Raw genomic sequence first — 17,612 nt, forward strand, 5'->3', positions numbered from 1 at the left:
CGGGGACTACAGGGGCGTGATCCGGAACCGGGTGAACGTCGCCGTCCCGGCGGGTCCCGGCCCCTCGGGCGCGACGGCGAACAGGCCGAGCAGGGCGCCGACCCAGCGCCAGGGGGTGGCCGCGAAGACGGGCCCGGACGGGCGCGGGCCGTCCCCGACGTCGTACCGGAACCGGCAGCGCGCCCCCGTCCCGGCCTCGATCCGCAGCCGCGCCCGCCCCTCGGGAGCGAGGCAGGGCACCCCGGCGTCGCGCTCCCGGTCGGCCACCGCCTCCGCGAACCGGTGCACGAGGCGGACCGTGCCGTCCCTCCCGCGCTCCAGGCCGATCCACGCGCACGCGTCCCCGAGCACCACGAGCCCCGCCCGCGCACCCGGCTCGGTGCCGTCCAGCCGCAGCTCGACCTCGACCGCGCTCGGCAGGCCGGGCAGCCGCTGGGTGAGGACGTGGGGAAGCTTCCGCGGATCGTGGGCGTCGGCCGAGCGGACGCAGGTCAGCCGCAGGCCGTCCGCGGAGGTCTGGGTGGCCCAGCCGTCGCCGGGGTTGGCGGTCCACTGCCACTGGCGGCCGTACCGTCCGCCGGGGAAGTCGTCGTCGGTGGCGGGCGCGGCCGGCGGCTGCGGCGGCAGCGCGGGCCGGCGGTGTACGGCGACGGGGGCGCCCTCGTCGCCGAGGACCGGCCAGCCGTCGTCGCCCCAGCGCATCGGCTGGAGGTGGACCACCCTGCCGTAGGCGCCGCGCTGCTGGAAGTGCAGGAACCAGTCCTCGCCGGCCGCGGTGCGCACCCAGCCGCCCTGGTGCGGCCCGTTGACGTCGGTGTCCTTCTGCTCCAGGACGATCCGTTCCTCGTACGGGCCGAAGAAGCCGCGTGAGCGGAACGCGCCCTGCCAGCCGGTCTCCACTCCCCCGGCGGGGGCGAGGATCCAGAACCAGCCGTCGTGCCGGTAGAGCTTGGGCCCTTCCAGGGTGAACCAGCCGGGGATGCGGTCCCCGTCGACGATCACCTTGCCCTCGTCGGGCAGCGAGGTGCCGTCGGGGTGCATCCGGTGGCCGGTGAGCCGGTTCTTGACGCCGGAGCGGGACCTGGCCCAGGCGTGCACGAGGTAGGCCTCGCCGGTCCCGTCGTCCCACAGGGGGCACGGGTCGATCAGCCCCTTGCCGGCCTTGACGAGGTGCGGGCGGGTCCAGGGGCCGCGGATCTCGGGTGCGTTGACCTGGAAGATGCCCTGGTCGGGGTCGCCCCAGAAGATCCAGAAGCGGTCGTCGTGGTGCCGGATGGAGGGTGCCCAGACCCCGCGGTCGTGCCGGGGTGCCGCGAACTCCTCCTCCGGTTCGAGGCGTTCCAGGGCGTGGCCGACGAGGGTCCAGTGGACGAGGTCGCGGGAGTGCAGCAGGGGCAGGCCGGGGGCGCGGCCGAAGCTGGAGGCGGTGAGGTAGAAGTCGTCGCCGACGCGGACCACGTCCGGGTCGGACCAGTCGGCGTTCAGGACCGGGTTGGTGTAGGTGCCGGGGGCGGTCACTGGCTCACCGCCTTGCGGGCCAGGGCCGCCGCCTCGCCCCGGGTCGGGGTGCCGTCGGCGACGACCGTGACCACCCGGCGTACGACGGTCGCGCCGGGCGGGACGGGCAGCCGCCGGGTGTGCGCGAGGGAGGAGCCCACGCCGGGGTACTCGGCGGCCCGGACGAACCACGGGTCCCGGCGGGTGTCCTCGGTGGCCCCGGTGAACACCAGCGTCCAGCCCTCGCCCGCCAGCGCGAGCCAGTCGGCCCGGGTGCCGTGCGTCTCCGCCTCGCCGTACCGGTCGGCGGTGAAGACCTCCGGGGCCCGGGACTCCTTGCGGGCCCGCCAGAAGAAGCCGCCGTAGGCCGCGCCGGGCCGGCCGTTGGTGGCGGGGCTGCCGATCGACAGGGGCGCGGTGGTGACGTTGGTGAGGGAGAAGGTGAAGTCCAGCGCCCAGGCGGTGTCGGTGAGTCCGGTGGCCGCGACCGTACGGCGCTCGCGCAGCAGCTCGGTTCCGGCGGCCACCCAGCGCAGTTCCTCCACGAAGCCGTCGGGGTCGCGGAGCTGGAAGGCGGTGTGCCGCTGGGCGCCGTGGTTGTCCAGTTCGGCCGGGCCCCGGTCGCGGACGAAGGTCCGGCCGCCCCAGAAGTTGTGCCCCTCGACATCGGGAACGGCGACACCGACGCCGAGGTGGTGTGCGTGGTCGGCGGGGCTCACCTCGGTGACCGCCGTGCCGGCCAGGGTGGTGACGGGGTGCAGGTGGGGGCGCGGGGAGAGCCGGGCGGGCAGCTCGGGCCGGGTGACGTAGCGGCCGACCGGGCGGCCCGCGACCCGCAGGACCAGGCTGTCGGGGGACGTCATCAGGTGCTCACCTCGTTCGGCAGGTCGTTCGGCAGGTCGTTCGGATGGTCGTTCGGCACGGGGCGGCCGGGCGGGGACCAGGGAGCGCCCAGTTCGGAGTAGAGGGCGAGGGTGGCGGCGGACGCGGCGACCAGGCCGTCGATGCCGGGCACGATCCGGCGGTGCCCGTCGGGCAGCAGCCGCCAGGCGTGCCCGGGCAGCGGTGCCGGGTCGGGGGCCGTGCGGACGGCCTCGACGACCCGCATGAAGGCACCGGTGTCGTCCGGCGGGACCAGCAGCGGCGTGCCGTGCTCCAGGTGCCCGACGAGGTTCTCCAGCAGGTCGGTGCGGCCGTACTCGGTCTCCTCCGGGCCGTGGCCGGTGCGCTGGAGCAGCACCCGGTCCTGCTTGTACCAGAAGGTGATCCGGCCGCTGCCGCCGTGCACCAGCAGGTACGGCTCCCCGGGGTGTTCGGCGCACAGGGTCGCCGCGACCGTGACCGGGCCGTGCGGGGTGTGGACGCGGACGCAGGAGGTGTCGTCGGACTGGATGGCGTTGGCGCGCAGCAGCTCGGTCTCGATGCCGGTGACGTCCTCGGCGCGGTCCGTGCCGAGCAGGGCGAGGCCGGTGGCGACGGCGTGCGCGAGGGGGTTGGTGAGGACCCCGTCGACCACGTCGGCCCCGTTCAGCCGGCGCCGGCCCGCCCAGGGCGCCCGCCGGTAGTAGGCCTCGTCCCGGGCCCAGGCCCCGGCCCCGCCGACCCCGGTGACCTCGCCGATCGCGCCCTCGGCGATGAGGCGCCGGATCGCGGGGACCGCGTGCGAGCCGAGCGACTGGAAGCCGATCTGGCAGGCCACCCCGGCCTTTAGGACCCCGTCGGCCATGCGGCGGAACTCGGCGTACGAAGGTGCGGGCGGCTTCTCCAGCAGCAGGTGCACCCCGCGCGCGGCGGCGGTGAGGGCCAGGTCGGTGTGGGTGGGGATCGGCGTGCAGATCACGGCGATCCGCGCGCCGGTGGAGTCCAGGAGCGCGCCGAGGTCGGCGGACTGCTCGGGCGTGCCGAGTCCGTCGGGGATCTCCTCGCCGGTCAGCGGGGTCAGCTCGCAGATGCCGGCCAGCCGGACGAGGCCCGCGCCCTGGAGCCGGCGGATGTTGTCCAGGTGCCAGCGGCCGTGGCCGCGCGCGCCCGCGAGGACGACGTCGACGCTCATCCCTTCACCGCCCCCGCGCTGAAGCCGGTGATCAGCCACTTCTGGATGAAGGCGAACACGATCACCACGGGTAGGGCCGCGATGATGCCGCCCGCCGCCAGGGCACCGAGGTCGACGCTGTCCGCGCTCATCAGGGTGTCGAGGCCGACCGGGATGGTCTGCTTGCCCTGGTCGGAGAGGAACATCAGGGCGAACAGGAAGTGGTTCCAGGCGTGGACGAAGGCGAAGGAGCCGACGGCGACCAGGCCGGGCCGCAGCAGCGGCAGGACGACGATCCGGAAGGCCGTGAGCCGGTTGCAGCCGTCCACCCAGGCGGCCTCCTCCAGGGAGTACGGCACGTTCCGGATGAACCCGCTGATCAGGATCATCGACAGCGGCAGCTGGAAGACGGTCTCGGCGATGACGACGCTGCCGAGGGAGTTGATCATCGACAGCTTGGCGAAGATCTGGAACAGCGGCACCAGCAGCAGCGCGCCCGGCACGAACTGGGAGCACAGCAGGGCCAGCATGAAGCCGCGCTTGAGCCGGAAGTCGAAGCGGGCGAGCGCGTACCCGCCGGCCAGGGCGACCACGGTGGTCAGCACCAGGGTGGCGAGGCCGACGTAGACGCTGTTGGTGAAGTAGGTGCCGAAGCTGCGCTCGGTCCACACCTTCTCGAAGTGCTCGAAGGTCATGGGCCAGGGGACCAGCGAGGTGGAGCCGGCCGGGCGGAGCGCGAAGAGCAGGATCCAGTAGAAGGGGACCAGCGTGAACAGGAGGTAGACCGTCAGGGGGACGTAGATCTGCCAGCGCGGGACCTCGTCCCAGGAGCGGCGCCCCGTGCGGGTCCCGACGGGCTCGGCCGCCGCCTTCCGGGGTGCGGGAGCGATCTCGGTGATCACTTGGAGTCGCCTCCGAACTTGCTCAGCCGCAGGTAGACGATCGAGCAGAAGAGCAGGATCACGAACGCCACCGTGGTCAGGGCGGAGGCGTAGCCGAAGTTGTGGGCGTCGACGCTGGTGTTGGCGATGTAGAGGGGGAGGGTCGTGGTCTCCCCCGCCGGGCCGCCGCCGGTCAGCGTGTAGAGCAGGTCGACGTTGTTGAACTCCCACACCGCGCGCAGCAGCGTGGAGAGCACGATGGCGTCCTTCAGGTGGGGCAGGGTGATGTGCCGGAACTGCTTGAGCCGGCTCGCGCCGTCGACCTCGGCGGCCTCGTACAGGTCCTTGGAGACGGACTGGAGGTCGGCGAGGATGAGGATCGCGAAGAAGGGGACGCCCCGCCAGAGGTCGGCGACCACCGCCGCCGGGAAGACGGTCGAGGGGTCCGACAGCCAGCTGGTGCCGTAGGAGCCGATGCCGGCGTCCGCCAGGTAACGGGTGATGCCCGTCTGGGAGTTGTAGAGCAGCACCCAGATCGCGGAGGTCAGTACGCCGGAGACGGCCCAGGGCGAGAAGACCAGCGCCCGGCCCAGCGCCCGGCCGACGAAGGTCTGGTTGACGATGAGCGCCAGCGCCAGGCCGAAGAGCAGTTGCAGCCCGACCTCGACCACGACCCACTTGGCGCTGAAGGTCAGCGTGTCCCGGAACTGCGGGTCGTGGGCGAAGAGCCGGGTGAAGTTGTCGAGGCCGGCGAAGCCGTTCCGCCACGGTTTGGTGGGGTTGTAGTTCTGCAGGCTGTAGTAGAAGACGCTGAGCACCGGGTAGGCGATGAAGCCCAGCATCAGCAGGGCCGCCGGGGCGATCAGCAGGTACGGCAGCCTGCGCGGGGTCGCGGAGGCACGGCGCCGCCGGGGTGGCGCGGGCGGTTTCGCCACGGCTGCGGCTTGGGCCATGACTGTTCTCCGTTCGCAGTCGATAGGTGCCGCCCGAAGGGCGTCCGTGAGGGGCGGTGGTCGGGTGACGGGCGGGCGGTTGCAGCGGGTGCAGGAAGCGCTTGCTACATGCGCGTGCTTGAAGCGCTTCAACGACCGGTGTGCGGGGGGGTCAGCCGGCGTACGGGTCCGGCACGGTGCCCGGGCGGGCCAGGAACGCGAAGTCGCAGCCGGTGTCGGCCTGGGTGATCTGCTCGTTGTAGAGGGCGCCGTAGCCGCGTTCGTACCGGGCGGGCGGCGGCGTCCACTCGGCCCGCCTGCGGTCCAGCTCCGCGTCGTCCACGTGGAGATGGAGGCTGCGGGCCCCGACGTCCAGGGTGATGAGGTCTCCGGTGCGGACGAGCGCCAGGGGGCCGCCGATGTACGACTCGGGGGCGATGTGCAGCACGCAGGCGCCGTAACTCGTGCCGCTCATCCGGGCGTCGGAGATCCGGACCATGTCCCGCACGCCCTGCTTGAGCAGGTGGTCCGGGATCGGCAGCATGCCGTACTCGGGCATGCCCGGGCCGCCCTTGGGGCCGGCGTTGCGCAGCACCAGCACGCTGTCGGCGGTGATGCCGAGCGACGGGTCGTTGATGGTGCGCTGCATGGTCCGGTAGTCGTCGAAGACGACGGCCCGGCCGGTGTGCTCGAGCAGGTGGGGCTCGGCGGCGATGTGCTTGATGACCGCGCCGTCCGGGCACAGGTTGCCGCGCAGTACGGCGACCCCGCCCTCGCCGGCGACCGGGTTGTCCCGGGTGCGGATGACGTCGTCGTCGTGGACCTGCGCGCCGGTGAGCTGCTCGCGCAGGGTGTCGTACGACACCGTCGGCCGGTCCAGGTGGAGCAGGTCGGTGATCCGGGAGAGGAAGCCGGGCAGGCCGCCGGCGAAGTGGAAGTCCTCCATCAGGTACGTCCGGCCACCGGGGCGGACGTTGGCGAGGACCGGGACCGTGCGGGCGATGCGGTCGAAGTCGTCCAGGGTGAGCCGGACACCGGCACGGCCGGCCATGGCGATCAGGTGGATCACGGCGTTGGTGGAGCCGCCGAGGCCGAGCACGGTGGTGACCGCGTCCTCGAAGGCCTCGGGGGTGAGGATGTCGGAGAGTCTGCGTCCCTTGTGGACTTGTTCAACGATCCTCATGCCGGATCGCGCCGCCATCCGATCGTGCCCGGAGTCCACCGCCGGGATGCTGGACGCCCCCGGCACGGTCACCCCCAGCGCCTCGGCCGCGGCGGTGAGCGTGGACGCCGTGCCCATCGTCATGCAGTGGCCGGGCGAGCGGGCCAGGCCGCTCTCCAGCTCGGCCATCTCGCAGTCGCCGATGAGGCCGGCCCGCTTGTCGTCCCAGTACTTCCACATGTCGGTGCCGGAACCGAGGACCTCGCCGCGCCAGTGGCCCGGCAGCATGGGACCGGCCGGGACGAAGACGGCGGGCAGGTCCACGGAGGCGGCGCCCATCAGCAGCGCGGGCGTGGACTTGTCGCAGCCGCCCATGAGCACCGCGCCGTCGACCGGGTAGGAGCGCAGCAGTTCCTCGGTCTCCATCGCGAGCAGGTTGCGGTAGAGCATGGGGGTCGGCTTCTGGAAGGTCTCGCTGAGGGTGGAGACCGGGAACTCCAGCGGGAAGCCGCCCGCCTGCCACACCCCGCGCTTGACGGCCTGGGCGCGGTCGCGGAGGTGGACATGGCAGGGGTTGATGTCGGACCAGGTGTTGAGGATCGCGATGACCGGCTTGCCGAGGTGCTCCTCGGGCAGGTAGCCGAGCTGGCGGGTGCGGGCGCGGTGGCTGAAGGAGCGGAGCCCCTCGGTGCCGTACCACTGGTGGCTTCTGAGTTCCTCGGGACGCTTCCCGCCGGTCATATCGACCACCCGGCGGCGATGGCGGCGACCTCGGCGCGCTCGTCCTCCGGCAGCGGCCTGCTCGGCGGCCGGACGTCGCGGCGGCACAGGCCGAGCGCGGCGAGGGCCTCCTTGACGACGGTGACGTTGTTGGCGTTGCCGTGCGCGGCGCGCAGCTCCTCGAAGCGGCGGATCTGCTCCCAGACCTTCATGGCGGCCGGGTAGTCACCGGATCGAAGCGCTTCGATCATGTTCAGCGAGACGGCCGGGGAGACGTTCACGAGCCCGGAGGTGAAGCCGGTGGCGCCGGCGGAGAAGTAGGAGGGCGCGTACGGTTCGGCGAGGCCGGCGACCCAGACGAAGCGGTCCAGGCCCGCGTCCCGGGCGAAGGCCGCGAACCGGGCGGCGTCCGGCACGGCGTACTTGACGCCGATCACGTTCGGACAGTGGTCGGCGAGTTCGGCGAGCCGGGCGCCGGGGAGCTGGGGGCTGCGCAGGTACGGCACCACGCCCAGCTCCGGGACGGCCTCGGCGATGGCCCGGTGGTAGTCGACCCAGCCGGCCGCCGAGACGTACGGGTGCACCGGCTGGTGGACCATCACCATCTGGGCGCCGGCGTCGCGGGCGTGCCGGGCGGAGGCGATCGCGGTGGGCAGGTCGTGTCCGACGCCGACGAGCAGGGTGGCGCGGTCGCCGGCCTCCTCGACGGTCAGCTCGGTGACCAGGCGGCGCTCCTCGGGGGTGAGGGCGTAGAACTCGCCGGTGTTGCCGTTGGGGGTGAGGGTTCTGATCCCGCCGTCGAGCAGGCGGCGCAGCAGGGCCCGGTGGGTGCCGGTGTCGACGGAGCCGTCCTCGGCGAAGGGGGTCACCGGGATGGCCACCACGTCGGCCAGGGCCGCCCGTTGGGTCTCGAACGTCACGCTGCTCATTTCTGGCCTTCCTCGGGGAGGGGCTCGGGGAACGCACGGCGTACGAAGGACGCGATGTGGGCGTGCAGGGCGCTCGCGGCGCCGTCCGCGTCGCCGTCCAGCGCGAGCCGCAGGATCTCCCGGTGCTCCTCGGCCTCCCGCTCCCAGGAGGGGTCGGCGGACCAGGCGACGGCGGAGACGAGGGCGGCCTGGTCGCGGACCTCGTCCAGCATCCGGCCGAGCAGCGGGTTGCCGCACGGCAGGTAGAGCGCGCGGTGGAAGTCCCGGTTGGCGAGGGAGCGTTCGGCGGTGTCGGTGGCGGTGTCGGCGCGGGTCAGCGCGGACCGGGCGGCGTCGAGGGAGGCGCCTCGCGCGACGGCCCGGCGCAGGGCCTCGGGTTCGAGCAGCAGGCGTACGTCGTAGACCTCGCGCGCCATGTCCGCGTCCACCATGCGCACCGTGACGCCCTTGTACTGGCTCATCACGACCAGGCCGGTCCCGGCGAGGGTCTTCAGCGCCTCCCGCACCGGGGTCTTGGACACCCCGAACTGCGCGGCCAGCTCCGCCTCGACCAGGGGCTGACCGGGGGTCAGCCGTCCGGTGAGGATGCGGTGTTTGATCGCGTCCAGCACGTACTGCGTGCGGGACGGGATCGGGGTGGGCACAGAGGTCATGCGGCCCTCTCGGATCTCACATATCGCGTCTCATATATGACGTACGGAGTACGACGCGTTGAAGGTAGGAGGGGGCCCGGCTTTCGTCAATGCTTCTGACAAAGGAAGTCGGGAAGTGCTCAGACGCTGTGGATGTGGCCCTCGACGGCGGTGAACGTGGGCCGGCCGGAGGCGGTGGCGGCGCGCGCGGTGGCCGACTCGCGGCTGAGCGTGGGGCCGACGTGGGTGACGAGCAGCTCGCGCACCCGGGCCTCGGCGGCGACGCGGCCGGCGTCCTCCGGTGTCAGGTGGACCTGTTCGCCGTCGCGATGGACGTCGATGTCGGCCTCGCACAGGAACAGGTCGGCGCGGGCGGCGAGTTCGGTGAGCGCGGGGCAGGGGCCGCTGTCCCCCGAGTACGCCAGCACACTGCCCTGGCATTCGGCGCGCAGCCCGTACGCCTCGGTGCCGTGGGCGACGGCGCGGGAGGTCAGGCGGAGGTTCCAGTGCCGGACGTCGTGGCCGTCGTACAGGTCGCGGAAGTCGAAGACGCCCTTGAGGAAGTCGACGTCCGGCCGCCCGAGGAAACCGGCCAGCCGGCGTGCGCAGCCCTCCGGCGCGTACACCGGGACCGGGGCGGGCGGGGTCATCCTGCCGAAGGCGAACGCGTAGGCGGCGGCGAGCAGGTCGGCGCTGTGGTCGGCGTGCAGATGGGAGATCCAGATCGCGGTGAGCCGCGCGGGATCCGTGTGCCGCTGCAACGCGGCGAACGTCCCGGGCCCCGCGTCCACCCACACCTCGGCGCCCCCGCCGGACAGCAGGTACCCGGAGCAGGGCCGGTCCGGGCCCGGGTGGGGCGAGGCGGTACCGAGGACGGTGAGGGTGAGCGGCATGAGAAGGAGCGTACGACGCGACGGGCCCGGGTCAGGTCAGATCTCCATCACCGCGTCGCAGTCCGGGCAGACCAGGGACGCGTACTCGTCGGGGTACCACGGCTCGCCGGGGCGCGGCGAAGGCGCCCGAGGAGCCTTCGTCATGGCGAAGGTGTCCTTGCCGCACAGGGTCCGTGGGCCGGCGGCGTCGGGCCTGCCGGGGGCGGCGGGCGCCGCGTGCACCCTGCGGGGGAGCCGTTCCGCGTCGGGCGGTCCCTCCGCAGGGGTGCGCGCGGCCAGGGGGTGTTCGCGCTCGTACACGACGACGATCTCGCTCATGTCTCCACCGTAGGCGCGGTGACCCGGGGCGCCGCGTTCACCCGCGGGTGGTGCTGGGCAGGGCGAGTTCGCGGCCGCGGTAGAAGCCTTCGCGCTCCTCGGCGACGTACGGGGCCATGGCCGCCCGCCGCCGCGCCTCCGACTCGGAGGCCCGCCACGCGTCGCACGCCTCCCGGGAGTCCCAGAACGACACGCCGGTGATCTCCTGTCCGTCCTCGGACCAGTAGGCGTAGGCCCGGTGCAGGCCCTGCGGTGCGGGCTCCGGGCGCCACGCCCTCTCGAAGTCGTCGTGGGTTCCCGGCTGAAGGCGGCGTGTCGTCACCCACACGTAGTGCTCCTGCATGGTGGTCTCCTCCGTACCCGATCGGATTGCCCCCTCTCAGGGGCACCGTAGACCGGATACGCCACTTCCCGCCGCCCGGCGACGGCTGGTCGGCCCCGGGTCGGGCCATGTGGGGTCAGGCGGCTGAGGTGGTGGTCAGGGCGCGGGCAGCGTGAGCACCAGGTACAGCACGGCCAGGGGCGGGACCAGCGCGCCGAGGGCCAGCCAGACGCGCGGGGCCGACCAGCGGCGGGTCCAGGGCAGCAGCCACGCGGTGAACAGGGCCGCGCCGGCGAGCGGGCCGCCGATGTCCGTCATGCCGTCGATCCGGGCCAGCGCCGTGTCGAGGGCGGCCGGGCAGTGGTCGGGGCCGCAGCTGTCCGTGGCCATCGCGGACAGTCCGCCGAGGAGGAGGGCGAGCAGGCCGAGCGGGACCATCAGGGCCGTGGCGATCGCCGGGGCCACCCAGCCCCGGGGGTCCCGCTCCCCCTTGCCGGGGGCGGGCGCGGGCGGCGCGCTGTGCGATGTCGTCATGCGGCCAGTGAAGCGGGGGCGGGGGGTGTGGCACACCGGCGGAGCTACTCATACGGAAGCCGCTCCGCTACTCAGACACCGGGCCGCCGACGGCCACGGTCACCCGGACACGACGTGAGGCGCGGGCGGCGCTCGCCTCACGCCTCAGGCGCTCCCCCGCTCCCCCACCCCGGGTCCCGCCCGCTCAAGCCGACCGCCCGGTCCAGCAGGGGGGCGTCCGGCGGGACCGGGACGACCGGGCCGAAGAGGCCGTTGCCGCGGTCCGGGTCGTCGGCCGCGGCGCGGAGGAAGGCGAGGGCCGAGTCGAGGGCGGCCGGGTCCGGGGTGTAGTCCTGGCCGGTGGCGCGGGCCAGGTCCCAGCCGTGGATCACCAGCTCGTCGGCGACGACGGCGCCCGCGACCGCGCCCGGCAGGTCCACCCCGCCGGCGCGGGTGCCGCCGGTCCAGGCGGCCGGGTCGCGCCAGGCGTCGGCCAGCTCGTCCAGCGCCTTCGGCAGTTCCTCGCGCCAGCCGGGACCGAGGTCCCAGGCCACGGCGGTCGGGCTGGTGTCGGTCGTGGGACCCAGGTCCTTGCGGGCGGCGTCCCGGAAGGCCACGGACAGCATCAGCAGATGGCCCAGCAGATGGCGCACCGCCTGGCCCGGGCACGGTGTCGCGGCGGTCAGCTGTTCGTCGGTCACGGACTCGGCGAGCCGGGCCACGATCCCGGTCTGCGGGCCGAGGTCGATCACGGTCATGGTCACTCCTTCGGGGTCGCGCTCCGCGTACCGAGGGCTGACCGGCCGGCGCCCGGAAACTCATCGGTGCGGCGCGTCCACTCCCACGGCGCACGGCCGCCGCCCAGGCACCAGACGGCGATCACCGGGTCGCACAGCGCGCAGCCGAACGACGCGTCGTGGGCGAAGGGGATGATCGGATGGCCCTTGAGGTGGTGGACGACGTCCCAGACGGTGTGCAGCAGCCAGCCGACGCCGATGAACGCCCAGGAGTCCAGGCCCCGGTAGGCGACACAGGTGGCGACCGCCGTGAACGCGAACTCCCAGCCGCCGAGGCCGCCGCCGCTGAGGTAGGCGGCCCCGGCACCGGCCACCATGACGGCGTTCAGGCGGCGCCGGTGGCGTTCCGGGACGAGGGACATGAGGGTGACGTAGAGCAGGCCGACCAGAAGGGGGGCGAGGTAGCGCATGCGGTCGACGGTAGGTTTCCGGGCCCGGGCGCCCCAGGGGCAGCAGTGCCAGGTTCCGACGGATTGTCGCCGCCGCGCACGACGCCCGCGCACACCTAGGGCACCTTCCCGATCCGCGGCCCCCCGCCTTAGGCCCACGATGACCGGGCATGACGACCTCCCTGACCCTGTTCCGCGTGCTGCGGGACCGCAACGCGGCGCTGTACCTGACGGCCCTGGTGGTGTCCGGCTTCGGCACCTCCTCGCTGTGGCTGGCGTCGGGCGTGTGGGTGAAGGAGCTGACCGGCTCCGACGGCCTGGCCGCCCTGTGCATGCTCGCGATGTGGGCGCCCACCCTGGCGGGGCCGGCCCTGGGCACGCTCGCCGACCGCCTGCCGCGCAGACCCCTGCTCATCGCCCTGGACCTGGGCCTGGCGGCCCTGCTGCCCGCCCTCTTCGCCGTCGGCTCCCCCGGCCGCCTGTGGCTGCTGTTCACCGTCCTCTTCCTGTACGGCACCGCCGGGGTCGTCCACGACGCCGCCGGGTCGGCGCTGGTGACCGCCGCGGTGGGCCCGGAGCTGCTCGGTGACTTCAACGGGCTGCGGATGGCCGTCACGGAGGGGATGAAGCTCGTCGCCCCGCTGACCGGGGCAGGCCTCTACACGGTGTACGGCGGTCCGGCCGTGGCCTGTCTGGACGCCGCGACCTTCGTGCTCGCCGCCGGGCTGTGCGCCCTGCTGCGGGTGCGCGAGGAGCGGCCCGCCCGGTCCGGCGAGAGCTGGCGGAGGCAGACCGCGGAGGGCGTCCGGCACCTGTGGGGCCACCCGCTGCTGCGCCCGCTGGTCCGGGCGGGCGGTACGACGATGCTGCTGGCCGCGCTGGGCAGCACGACGCTGTACGCCGTGGTCGACCGCCTCGGCCACTCCCCCGCCTACACGGGTGTGCTGTACGCCGTCCAGGGCGCCGGCTCGGTGGCCGCCGGGCTGCTCGCCGGGCCGGCGCTGCGGCGGCTGGGCGCGCGGCGCCTCGCGGCGGCCGGGATCGCGCTGACGGGGGCCGCGGTGGCGGCGCGGGCGGTGCCGTGGGACCCGGTGGCCTGGGCCTGCAGCGCGGCGGGCGGTCTGGGGCTGCCCTGCGTGCTGATCGCGGCGCTCACCGCGGTCCAGCGGGAGACCCCCGGCCCGCTGCTCGGCCGGGCGACGGCCACCGCCCACACGCTCCTGTTCACCCCGAACGTGCTCGGCCTCGCGCTGGGGGCCGGCCTGGTCGAACTGGCCGGCCCTGCGCTGCTGCTGCCGCTGTACGGCCTCGCGCTGCTGCTGACGGCGCTGCCGCTGGCTCAGCGCGCGGAGAGTGCCTCCCGGACCGCCGCGAGGTCCCCGTCGGACGCCAACCCCGCGTGATAGAGCCGCAGTTCCGTCGCGCCGTCGGCACGCGCGCGTGCCGCGTCCGCCGCGAGCGTGCCGGGGCTGCCGCCCATGCCGGAGACGACCGTGAGGTTGGCGGCCAGCACCGTCCCCGCCCGCGCCTGCCCGGCGAAGGGCGCCAGCAGGGCCGTACCGCCGGTGCAGGGCACCACGACGCCGTCGGCCACGGACAGGATGTGGGCGGGGTCGACGCCCGCGTTGGCGCCGCAGTGGTAGGTGACCGGGTCGGCGTGGAGCAGCACCTGGAAGCCGTCGGGTGCGGCGGCGCGTACGGCGGCGACGGCCTCCTCCTGGAGGGTGCGGGCGGCGGTGTCGCGCCACGCGCGCGTGGCGGCGGCCGTGTCCTCGCCGAGCAGTTTCTCCACGGTGGGCCAGCCCGCGTCGTCGGCCGTGCACCGCCACAGCGGTTCCAGCGCCTCGCGTACGGCCGCGGCGAGCGCGTCGGCGTCCAGGCCCCGCTCGCCGTAGCCCGCCCGGCAGGACGGGCAGAAGCACAGGGACATCAGGTACTGCCCGGCGTCCCCGACGTCGACGCCGGCGGTCTTGTCGTGGGCGTGCAGGTGCGCCAGCCCGTACCAGCCGAGGGACTCCAGTTCGGTGCCGTGCGCGCCGGGGCGTACGGCGGCCTCGGCGGCCAGGTCGACCAGGTACGCGCGCGTGGCGGGCTGGGCGACGCAGGGCGCCCACGGGTAGCGGTCGCCGTAGGCGTTGACGACGGAGGTGTCGGGGTGTTCGGCGCCCAGGCGGGAGTTGTGGGCGAGGACGACCCAGGTGTGCACCTCCAGGCCGGCCGCGGCGAGGGCGTCGGCGGCCCGGCCGTAGGCGTCGCCGGGGGCCCAGCGGCCGGCGGGGTAGGGGCGCAGACCGCGGCCCGCCCAGCGGTCGCCCGGCGGGTAGAGGACGGCCGCGTACTCGGCGGTGACGATGCGGTGGCGGGGGTGGCGGGGGGTGAGGGCGCGGGTGGAGTGGTAGGCGGAGGCCAGGGTCACCTGCTCCACGCCGAGCCCGGCGATCCGCTCGGGGGCGGCGGGGTCCCCGTCGACGTCCCAGGGGTAGACGAACGCCGACGCCTTCACGCGTCCTCCTCCAGCAGTGCGTAGCCGCGCTCGATCAGCTGGGCGAGCTGTTTGACGTGGTCCTCGGCCGGTTCGTGCAGCGGGGGCCGGACCTCGCCGACGTCCAGGCCGCGCAGCCGCACCCCGGCCTTGACGAGGGAGACGGCGTAGCCGCGGCCCTGGGCGCGCAGGTCCACGAACGGGCGGTAGAAGCCGTCGAGGAGGCGGTGCGCGGTGGGCAGGTCGCCGGTGCGCAGGGCGCGGTGGAAGGCGAGGGCGATCTCCGGTACGAAGCAGAACACCGCGGAGGAGTAGAGGGTGATGCCGAGGGCGCGGTAGGCGAGCTGGGTCAGCTCGGCGGTGGGCAGGCCGTTGAAGTAGAGGAAGTCGCCGGGGGCCTCGGTGCGGACGGCGCTGACGACGCGCTGCATGAGGTCGAGGTCGCCGAGGCCGTCCTTGAGGCCGATGACACCGTCGGTGCGGGCCAGTTCGACGGCGGTGGAGGGGGTGAGGACGGCGTTGTCGCGCTGGTAGACGATGACGGGCAGGTCGGTGGCCGCGGCGATCTCCCGGTAGTGGCGCAGCAGTCCCTCCTGGCCGGCGAGGACGAGGTACGGCGGCAGGGCGAGGACGCCGTCGGCGCCCGCGTCGGCGGCGAGGTGCGCGTAGCGGACGGCGAGCGCGGTGCCGTAGCCGGCGCCCGCGACGACCGGGACGCGCCCCTCGGCCGCCTCGACGGCCGCCCGGACGCAGGCCTGGAACTCCTCCGGCAGCAGCGCGTGGAACTCACCGGTGCCGCAGGCGGCGAAGACGGCGGCGGCACCGGCGGCCACGCCCCGGCGCACATGGGTGCGGTAGACGTCCAGGTCGAGTGAGCCGCCGGGGCCGTAGGCCGTGACGGGGAAGAAGAGCGGCCCGCTCGGGTCGCGGAGCCGTTCGGTCAGAGGGGCTGGCGTCACGGGCTCTCCCTTGGAACAGGCCGGTGCATGTTTCTGATCCACGTCCATATGTCTGAACGACCACGCTAGAGGGCCCCGTTGTGGCGGGTCAAGCGGGCACACGCGTGCCGGCGGCGAGCGAAATCACCTCGGCGGGAAGCGAGATCGCCGAGAGCGCGCGACACTTGACGGTACTCGGCAAACTCTCTAGCGTGTCCACGTATGTGAATGCCGGCCACAAGGAGAACCGAGGATGCCCGCTCCCCGTACGATCCTGCTCACCGGCGCCGCCGGCGGGCTCGGCACCCTGATGCGGTCCCTGCTGCCGGAGTACGGCTACACGCTGCGCCTGCTGGACGTGCGGACCGTCGAGGGCGAGCCGGACGCGATCACCGCCGACCTCGCCGACAGGGAGGCCCTGCGCGAGGCGGTGCGGGGCGTGGACGCGGTCGTGCACCTCGCGGGGATCTCCCTGGAGGCGCCCTTCGAGAAGATCCTGCGGTCGAACATCGAGGGCACCTACAACCTGTACGAGGCCGCCCGCCAGGAGGGCGTGCCGCGGATCGTCTTCGCCTCCTCCAACCACGCCGTCGGCTTCACCCCTGCCCCGCGCGCGGGCGATCCGCTGATCCCCGTCGACACCCCGCGCCGCCCCGACACCTTCTACGGCCTGTCGAAGTCCTTCGGCGAGGACCTGGCCCAGCTCTACTGGGACAAGCACGGCCTGGAGACCGTCTCCGTGCGCATCGGCTCCTGCTTCCCGGAGCCCACCAGCGTCCGCATGCTCTCGGTGTGGATGAGCCCGGCCGACGGCGCCCGCCTCTTCCACGCGGCCCTGACCGCCGAGGAGGTCGGCCACACGGTGGTCTACGGCTCCTCCGCCAACACCCGCCTGTGGTGGGACCTGACCACCGCGCGCTCGCTCGGCTACGAGCCGCAGGACGACTCCGAGCCGTACGCCGAGAAGCTCATCGCCGAGCAGGGCGGACTGGACCCGGAGAACCCGGCCCACAGCCACCTGGGCGGCCACTTCGTGAACGACCCGCCGATCTGGCCGTACTGAGCCCCGCGAAGGCCCCCGGGCGGCTCCCGGCGGCCTTCGCCGGCTCCGGCGCGGCCCCCGGCGGCCGGAAACGATCGTCCACGCGCGCGGGCGGGCACCGAACGGGCCCGCCCGCCGCCGCATCCGGGCATCCGGCGTGCCCGATCCCACTCCGTCCCGGGCAGCCGCGCAGGTCCGCGGCGGGCACGGCCCGTGCCAAGCGGGCGCAAGCGGGCAGCATCGGGCCCGCAACAGGCCTGGTCAGCGACGCGCACCGGCGGTAGAACTTCCCCCATGGGCCCGAACGGGCAGTTCCACAGGGAAGTGGGTGACGACATGACCACCAGAACGGCGGAAGAACGCCAGCGCGAGATCGTGCGGGTCGCCCGCGCCACCGGCTCGGTGGACGTCACCGCGCTCGCCGCCGCCCTCGGCGTGGCCAAGGAGACCGTCCGGCGCGATCTGCGCGCCCTGGAGGACCACGGCCTGGTCCGCCGCACCCACGGCGGCGCCTACCCGGTGGAGAGCGCCGGCTTCGAGACGACCCTCGCCTTCCGCGCCACCAGCCATGTGCCCGAGAAGCGCCGGATCGCCGCCGCGGCGGCCGAGCTGCTCGGGGACGCCGAGACGGTCTTCGTCGACGAGGGCTTCACCCCGCAGCTCATCGCCGAGGCACTGCCCGGGGACCGGCCGCTGACCGTGGTCACCGCGTCCCTGCCGGTCGCGGGCGCCCTCGCGGAGGCCGACCGGATCTCCGTGCTGCTGCTCGGCGGCCGGGTCCGCCCGGGCACGCTGGCCACCGTCGACCACTGGACGACGAAGATGCTGGCCGGCTTCGTGATCGACCTGGCCTACATCGGGGCCAACGGCATCTCCCGCGACCACGGCCTGACCACCCCCGACCCCGCGGTCAGCGAGGTCAAGGCCCAGGCCGTCCGGGCCGCCCGGCGCACGGTCTTCGCGGGCGTGCACACCAAGTTCGGCGCGGTCAGCTTCTGCCGGTTCGCGGAGATCGGCGCGCTGGAGGCGATCGTGACCAGCACCCTCCTCCCGGCCGCCGAGGCCCACCGCTACTCCCTGCTGGGCCCGCAGGTCATCCGGGTCTGACTGTTCCCACTCGCCCTCCCCTGCGG

At 74.0% G+C, this 17,612-nt stretch carries 19 protein-coding genes; 3 read left to right on the forward strand and 16 right to left on the reverse strand.

Going from position 1 to position 17,612, the window contains the following annotated elements:
* Positions 1–6 precede the first annotated feature (6 nt).
* From IEZ20_RS35995 to IEZ20_RS36060, 14 genes are all read right to left on the reverse strand, one after another.
* A complete protein-coding gene (locus IEZ20_RS35995; protein WP_189306668.1) occupies positions 7–1,518 on the reverse strand; it encodes a glycoside hydrolase family 43 protein in 1,512 nt (503 codons plus the stop codon).
* Positions 1,515–2,360 carry a DUF6807 domain-containing protein gene (locus tag IEZ20_RS36000; RefSeq protein ID WP_189306670.1) on the reverse strand — a complete coding sequence of 282 codons (846 nt, stop codon included), beginning with the start codon at positions 2,358–2,360 and terminating at the stop codon, positions 1,515–1,517. The genes IEZ20_RS35995 and IEZ20_RS36000 overlap by 4 nt, the downstream gene beginning before the upstream one ends.
* On the reverse strand, positions 2,360–3,550 hold the full coding sequence (locus IEZ20_RS36005) for a Gfo/Idh/MocA family protein (RefSeq protein ID WP_189306672.1): 1,191 nt from the start codon (positions 3,548–3,550) through the stop codon (positions 2,360–2,362). The genes IEZ20_RS36000 and IEZ20_RS36005 overlap by 1 nt, the downstream gene beginning before the upstream one ends.
* On the reverse strand, positions 3,547–4,431 hold the full coding sequence (locus tag IEZ20_RS36010; RefSeq protein ID WP_189306674.1) for a carbohydrate ABC transporter permease: 885 nt from the start codon (positions 4,429–4,431) through the stop codon (positions 3,547–3,549). The genes IEZ20_RS36005 and IEZ20_RS36010 overlap by 4 nt, the downstream gene beginning before the upstream one ends.
* Positions 4,428–5,363, reverse strand: coding sequence for a carbohydrate ABC transporter permease (locus IEZ20_RS36015; RefSeq protein WP_189306676.1), 936 nt, complete (start codon positions 5,361–5,363; stop codon positions 4,428–4,430). Before IEZ20_RS36015 ends, IEZ20_RS36010 begins: the two co-directional genes overlap by 4 nt.
* Before the next feature lie 151 nt (positions 5,364–5,514).
* Positions 5,515–7,245 carry an L-arabinonate dehydratase gene (gene araD, locus IEZ20_RS36020; protein ID WP_189306678.1) on the reverse strand — a complete coding sequence of 577 codons (1,731 nt, stop codon included), beginning with the start codon at positions 7,243–7,245 and terminating at the stop codon, positions 5,515–5,517.
* Positions 7,242–8,153: a dihydrodipicolinate synthase family protein gene (locus tag IEZ20_RS36025; protein WP_189306680.1), complete on the reverse strand. Its 912-nt coding sequence runs from the start codon at positions 8,151–8,153 to the stop codon at positions 7,242–7,244. Before IEZ20_RS36025 ends, araD begins: the two co-directional genes overlap by 4 nt.
* Positions 8,150–8,806, reverse strand: coding sequence for a GntR family transcriptional regulator (locus IEZ20_RS36030; protein WP_189306682.1), 657 nt, complete (start codon positions 8,804–8,806; stop codon positions 8,150–8,152). Before IEZ20_RS36030 ends, IEZ20_RS36025 begins: the two co-directional genes overlap by 4 nt.
* 119 nt (positions 8,807–8,925) lie before the next feature.
* Positions 8,926–9,678: an MBL fold metallo-hydrolase gene (locus IEZ20_RS36035; RefSeq protein WP_189306684.1), complete on the reverse strand. Its 753-nt coding sequence runs from the start codon at positions 9,676–9,678 to the stop codon at positions 8,926–8,928.
* 36 nt (positions 9,679–9,714) lie between these two features.
* On the reverse strand, positions 9,715–9,996 hold the full coding sequence (locus IEZ20_RS36040) for a hypothetical protein (RefSeq protein ID WP_189306686.1): 282 nt from the start codon (positions 9,994–9,996) through the stop codon (positions 9,715–9,717).
* Between the two features lie 37 nt (positions 9,997–10,033).
* Positions 10,034–10,339 (reverse strand): antibiotic biosynthesis monooxygenase, encoded by a 306-nt coding sequence (locus IEZ20_RS36045; RefSeq protein WP_189306688.1) that lies wholly within the window; start codon positions 10,337–10,339, stop codon positions 10,034–10,036.
* Positions 10,340–10,474: 135 nt separating this feature from the next.
* Entirely contained in the window at positions 10,475–10,852 is a 378-nt protein-coding gene (locus IEZ20_RS36050) for a hypothetical protein (protein ID WP_189306690.1), read from the reverse strand.
* Between the two features lie 137 nt (positions 10,853–10,989).
* A complete protein-coding gene (locus IEZ20_RS36055; RefSeq protein ID WP_189306692.1) occupies positions 10,990–11,589 on the reverse strand; it encodes a TIGR03086 family metal-binding protein in 600 nt (199 codons plus the stop codon).
* Between the two features lie 2 nt (positions 11,590–11,591).
* Positions 11,592–12,038, reverse strand: a complete 447-nt coding sequence (locus tag IEZ20_RS36060; RefSeq protein WP_189306694.1) for a DUF6010 family protein — start codon at positions 12,036–12,038, stop codon at positions 11,592–11,594.
* A gap of 149 nt (positions 12,039–12,187) precedes the next feature.
* Here IEZ20_RS36060 and IEZ20_RS36065 point away from each other — a divergent pair, with 149 nt between their 5' ends.
* The gene (locus IEZ20_RS36065; protein WP_189306696.1) at positions 12,188–13,420 is read left to right on the forward strand and encodes an MFS transporter; all 1,233 of its coding nucleotides are present in this window, start codon (positions 12,188–12,190) and stop codon (positions 13,418–13,420) included.
* On the opposite strand, the gene IEZ20_RS36070 is transcribed toward IEZ20_RS36065, so the two are convergent.
* Positions 13,357–14,520: a hypothetical protein gene (locus IEZ20_RS36070; protein ID WP_189306698.1), complete on the reverse strand. Its 1,164-nt coding sequence runs from the start codon at positions 14,518–14,520 to the stop codon at positions 13,357–13,359. The genes IEZ20_RS36065 and IEZ20_RS36070 overlap by 64 nt on opposite strands.
* The gene (locus tag IEZ20_RS36075) at positions 14,517–15,458 is read right to left on the reverse strand and encodes a 5-dehydro-4-deoxyglucarate dehydratase (protein ID WP_189306700.1); all 942 of its coding nucleotides are present in this window, start codon (positions 15,456–15,458) and stop codon (positions 14,517–14,519) included. Before IEZ20_RS36075 ends, IEZ20_RS36070 begins: the two co-directional genes overlap by 4 nt.
* A gap of 232 nt (positions 15,459–15,690) precedes the next feature.
* Between IEZ20_RS36075 and IEZ20_RS36080 the strand changes: the two genes are divergently transcribed.
* Entirely contained in the window at positions 15,691–16,500 is an 810-nt protein-coding gene (locus tag IEZ20_RS36080) for an NAD-dependent epimerase/dehydratase family protein (RefSeq protein WP_189306702.1), read from the forward strand.
* A 315-nt stretch (positions 16,501–16,815) separates the two neighbouring features.
* The gene (locus IEZ20_RS36085; protein ID WP_189306704.1) at positions 16,816–17,586 is read left to right on the forward strand and encodes a DeoR/GlpR family DNA-binding transcription regulator; all 771 of its coding nucleotides are present in this window, start codon (positions 16,816–16,818) and stop codon (positions 17,584–17,586) included.
* Positions 17,587–17,612: the final 26 nt, after the last annotated feature.

It is taken from the genome of Streptomyces cinerochromogenes (genome assembly GCF_014648635.1).
Lineage (GTDB): Bacteria > Actinomycetota > Actinomycetes > Streptomycetales > Streptomycetaceae > Streptomyces > Streptomyces cinerochromogenes.

What these genes read in the sequence shown, in the direction of transcription:
- IEZ20_RS36005 (WP_189306672.1), bottom strand. Translation starts at nt 3,550, where the DNA reads ATGAGCGTCGACGTCGTCCTCGCGGGCGCGCGCGGCCACGGCCGCTGG.
- IEZ20_RS36065 (WP_189306696.1), top strand. Translation starts at nt 12,188, where the DNA reads ATGACGACCTCCCTGACCCTGTTCCGCGTGCTGCGGGACCGCAACGCG.
- IEZ20_RS36040 (WP_189306686.1), bottom strand. Translation starts at nt 9,996, where the DNA reads ATGAGCGAGATCGTCGTCGTGTACGAGCGCGAACACCCCCTGGCCGCG.
- IEZ20_RS36080 (WP_189306702.1), top strand. Translation starts at nt 15,691, where the DNA reads ATGCCCGCTCCCCGTACGATCCTGCTCACCGGCGCCGCCGGCGGGCTC.
- IEZ20_RS36045 (WP_189306688.1), bottom strand. Translation starts at nt 10,339, where the DNA reads ATGCAGGAGCACTACGTGTGGGTGACGACACGCCGCCTTCAGCCGGGA.
- IEZ20_RS36060 (WP_189306694.1), bottom strand. Translation starts at nt 12,038, where the DNA reads ATGCGCTACCTCGCCCCCCTTCTGGTCGGCCTGCTCTACGTCACCCTC.
- IEZ20_RS36055 (WP_189306692.1), bottom strand. Translation starts at nt 11,589, where the DNA reads ATGACCGTGATCGACCTCGGCCCGCAGACCGGGATCGTGGCCCGGCTC.
- IEZ20_RS36030 (WP_189306682.1), bottom strand. Translation starts at nt 8,806, where the DNA reads ATGACCTCTGTGCCCACCCCGATCCCGTCCCGCACGCAGTACGTGCTG.
- IEZ20_RS36035 (WP_189306684.1), bottom strand. Translation starts at nt 9,678, where the DNA reads ATGCCGCTCACCCTCACCGTCCTCGGTACCGCCTCGCCCCACCCGGGC.
- IEZ20_RS36085 (WP_189306704.1), top strand. Translation starts at nt 16,816, where the DNA reads ATGACCACCAGAACGGCGGAAGAACGCCAGCGCGAGATCGTGCGGGTC.
- IEZ20_RS36015 (WP_189306676.1), bottom strand. Translation starts at nt 5,363, where the DNA reads ATGGCCCAAGCCGCAGCCGTGGCGAAACCGCCCGCGCCACCCCGGCGG.
- IEZ20_RS36000 (WP_189306670.1), bottom strand. Translation starts at nt 2,360, where the DNA reads ATGACGTCCCCCGACAGCCTGGTCCTGCGGGTCGCGGGCCGCCCGGTC.
- IEZ20_RS36025 (WP_189306680.1), bottom strand. Translation starts at nt 8,153, where the DNA reads ATGAGCAGCGTGACGTTCGAGACCCAACGGGCGGCCCTGGCCGACGTG.
- araD (WP_189306678.1), bottom strand. Translation starts at nt 7,245, where the DNA reads ATGACCGGCGGGAAGCGTCCCGAGGAACTCAGAAGCCACCAGTGGTAC.
- IEZ20_RS36050 (WP_189306690.1), bottom strand. Translation starts at nt 10,852, where the DNA reads ATGACGACATCGCACAGCGCGCCGCCCGCGCCCGCCCCCGGCAAGGGG.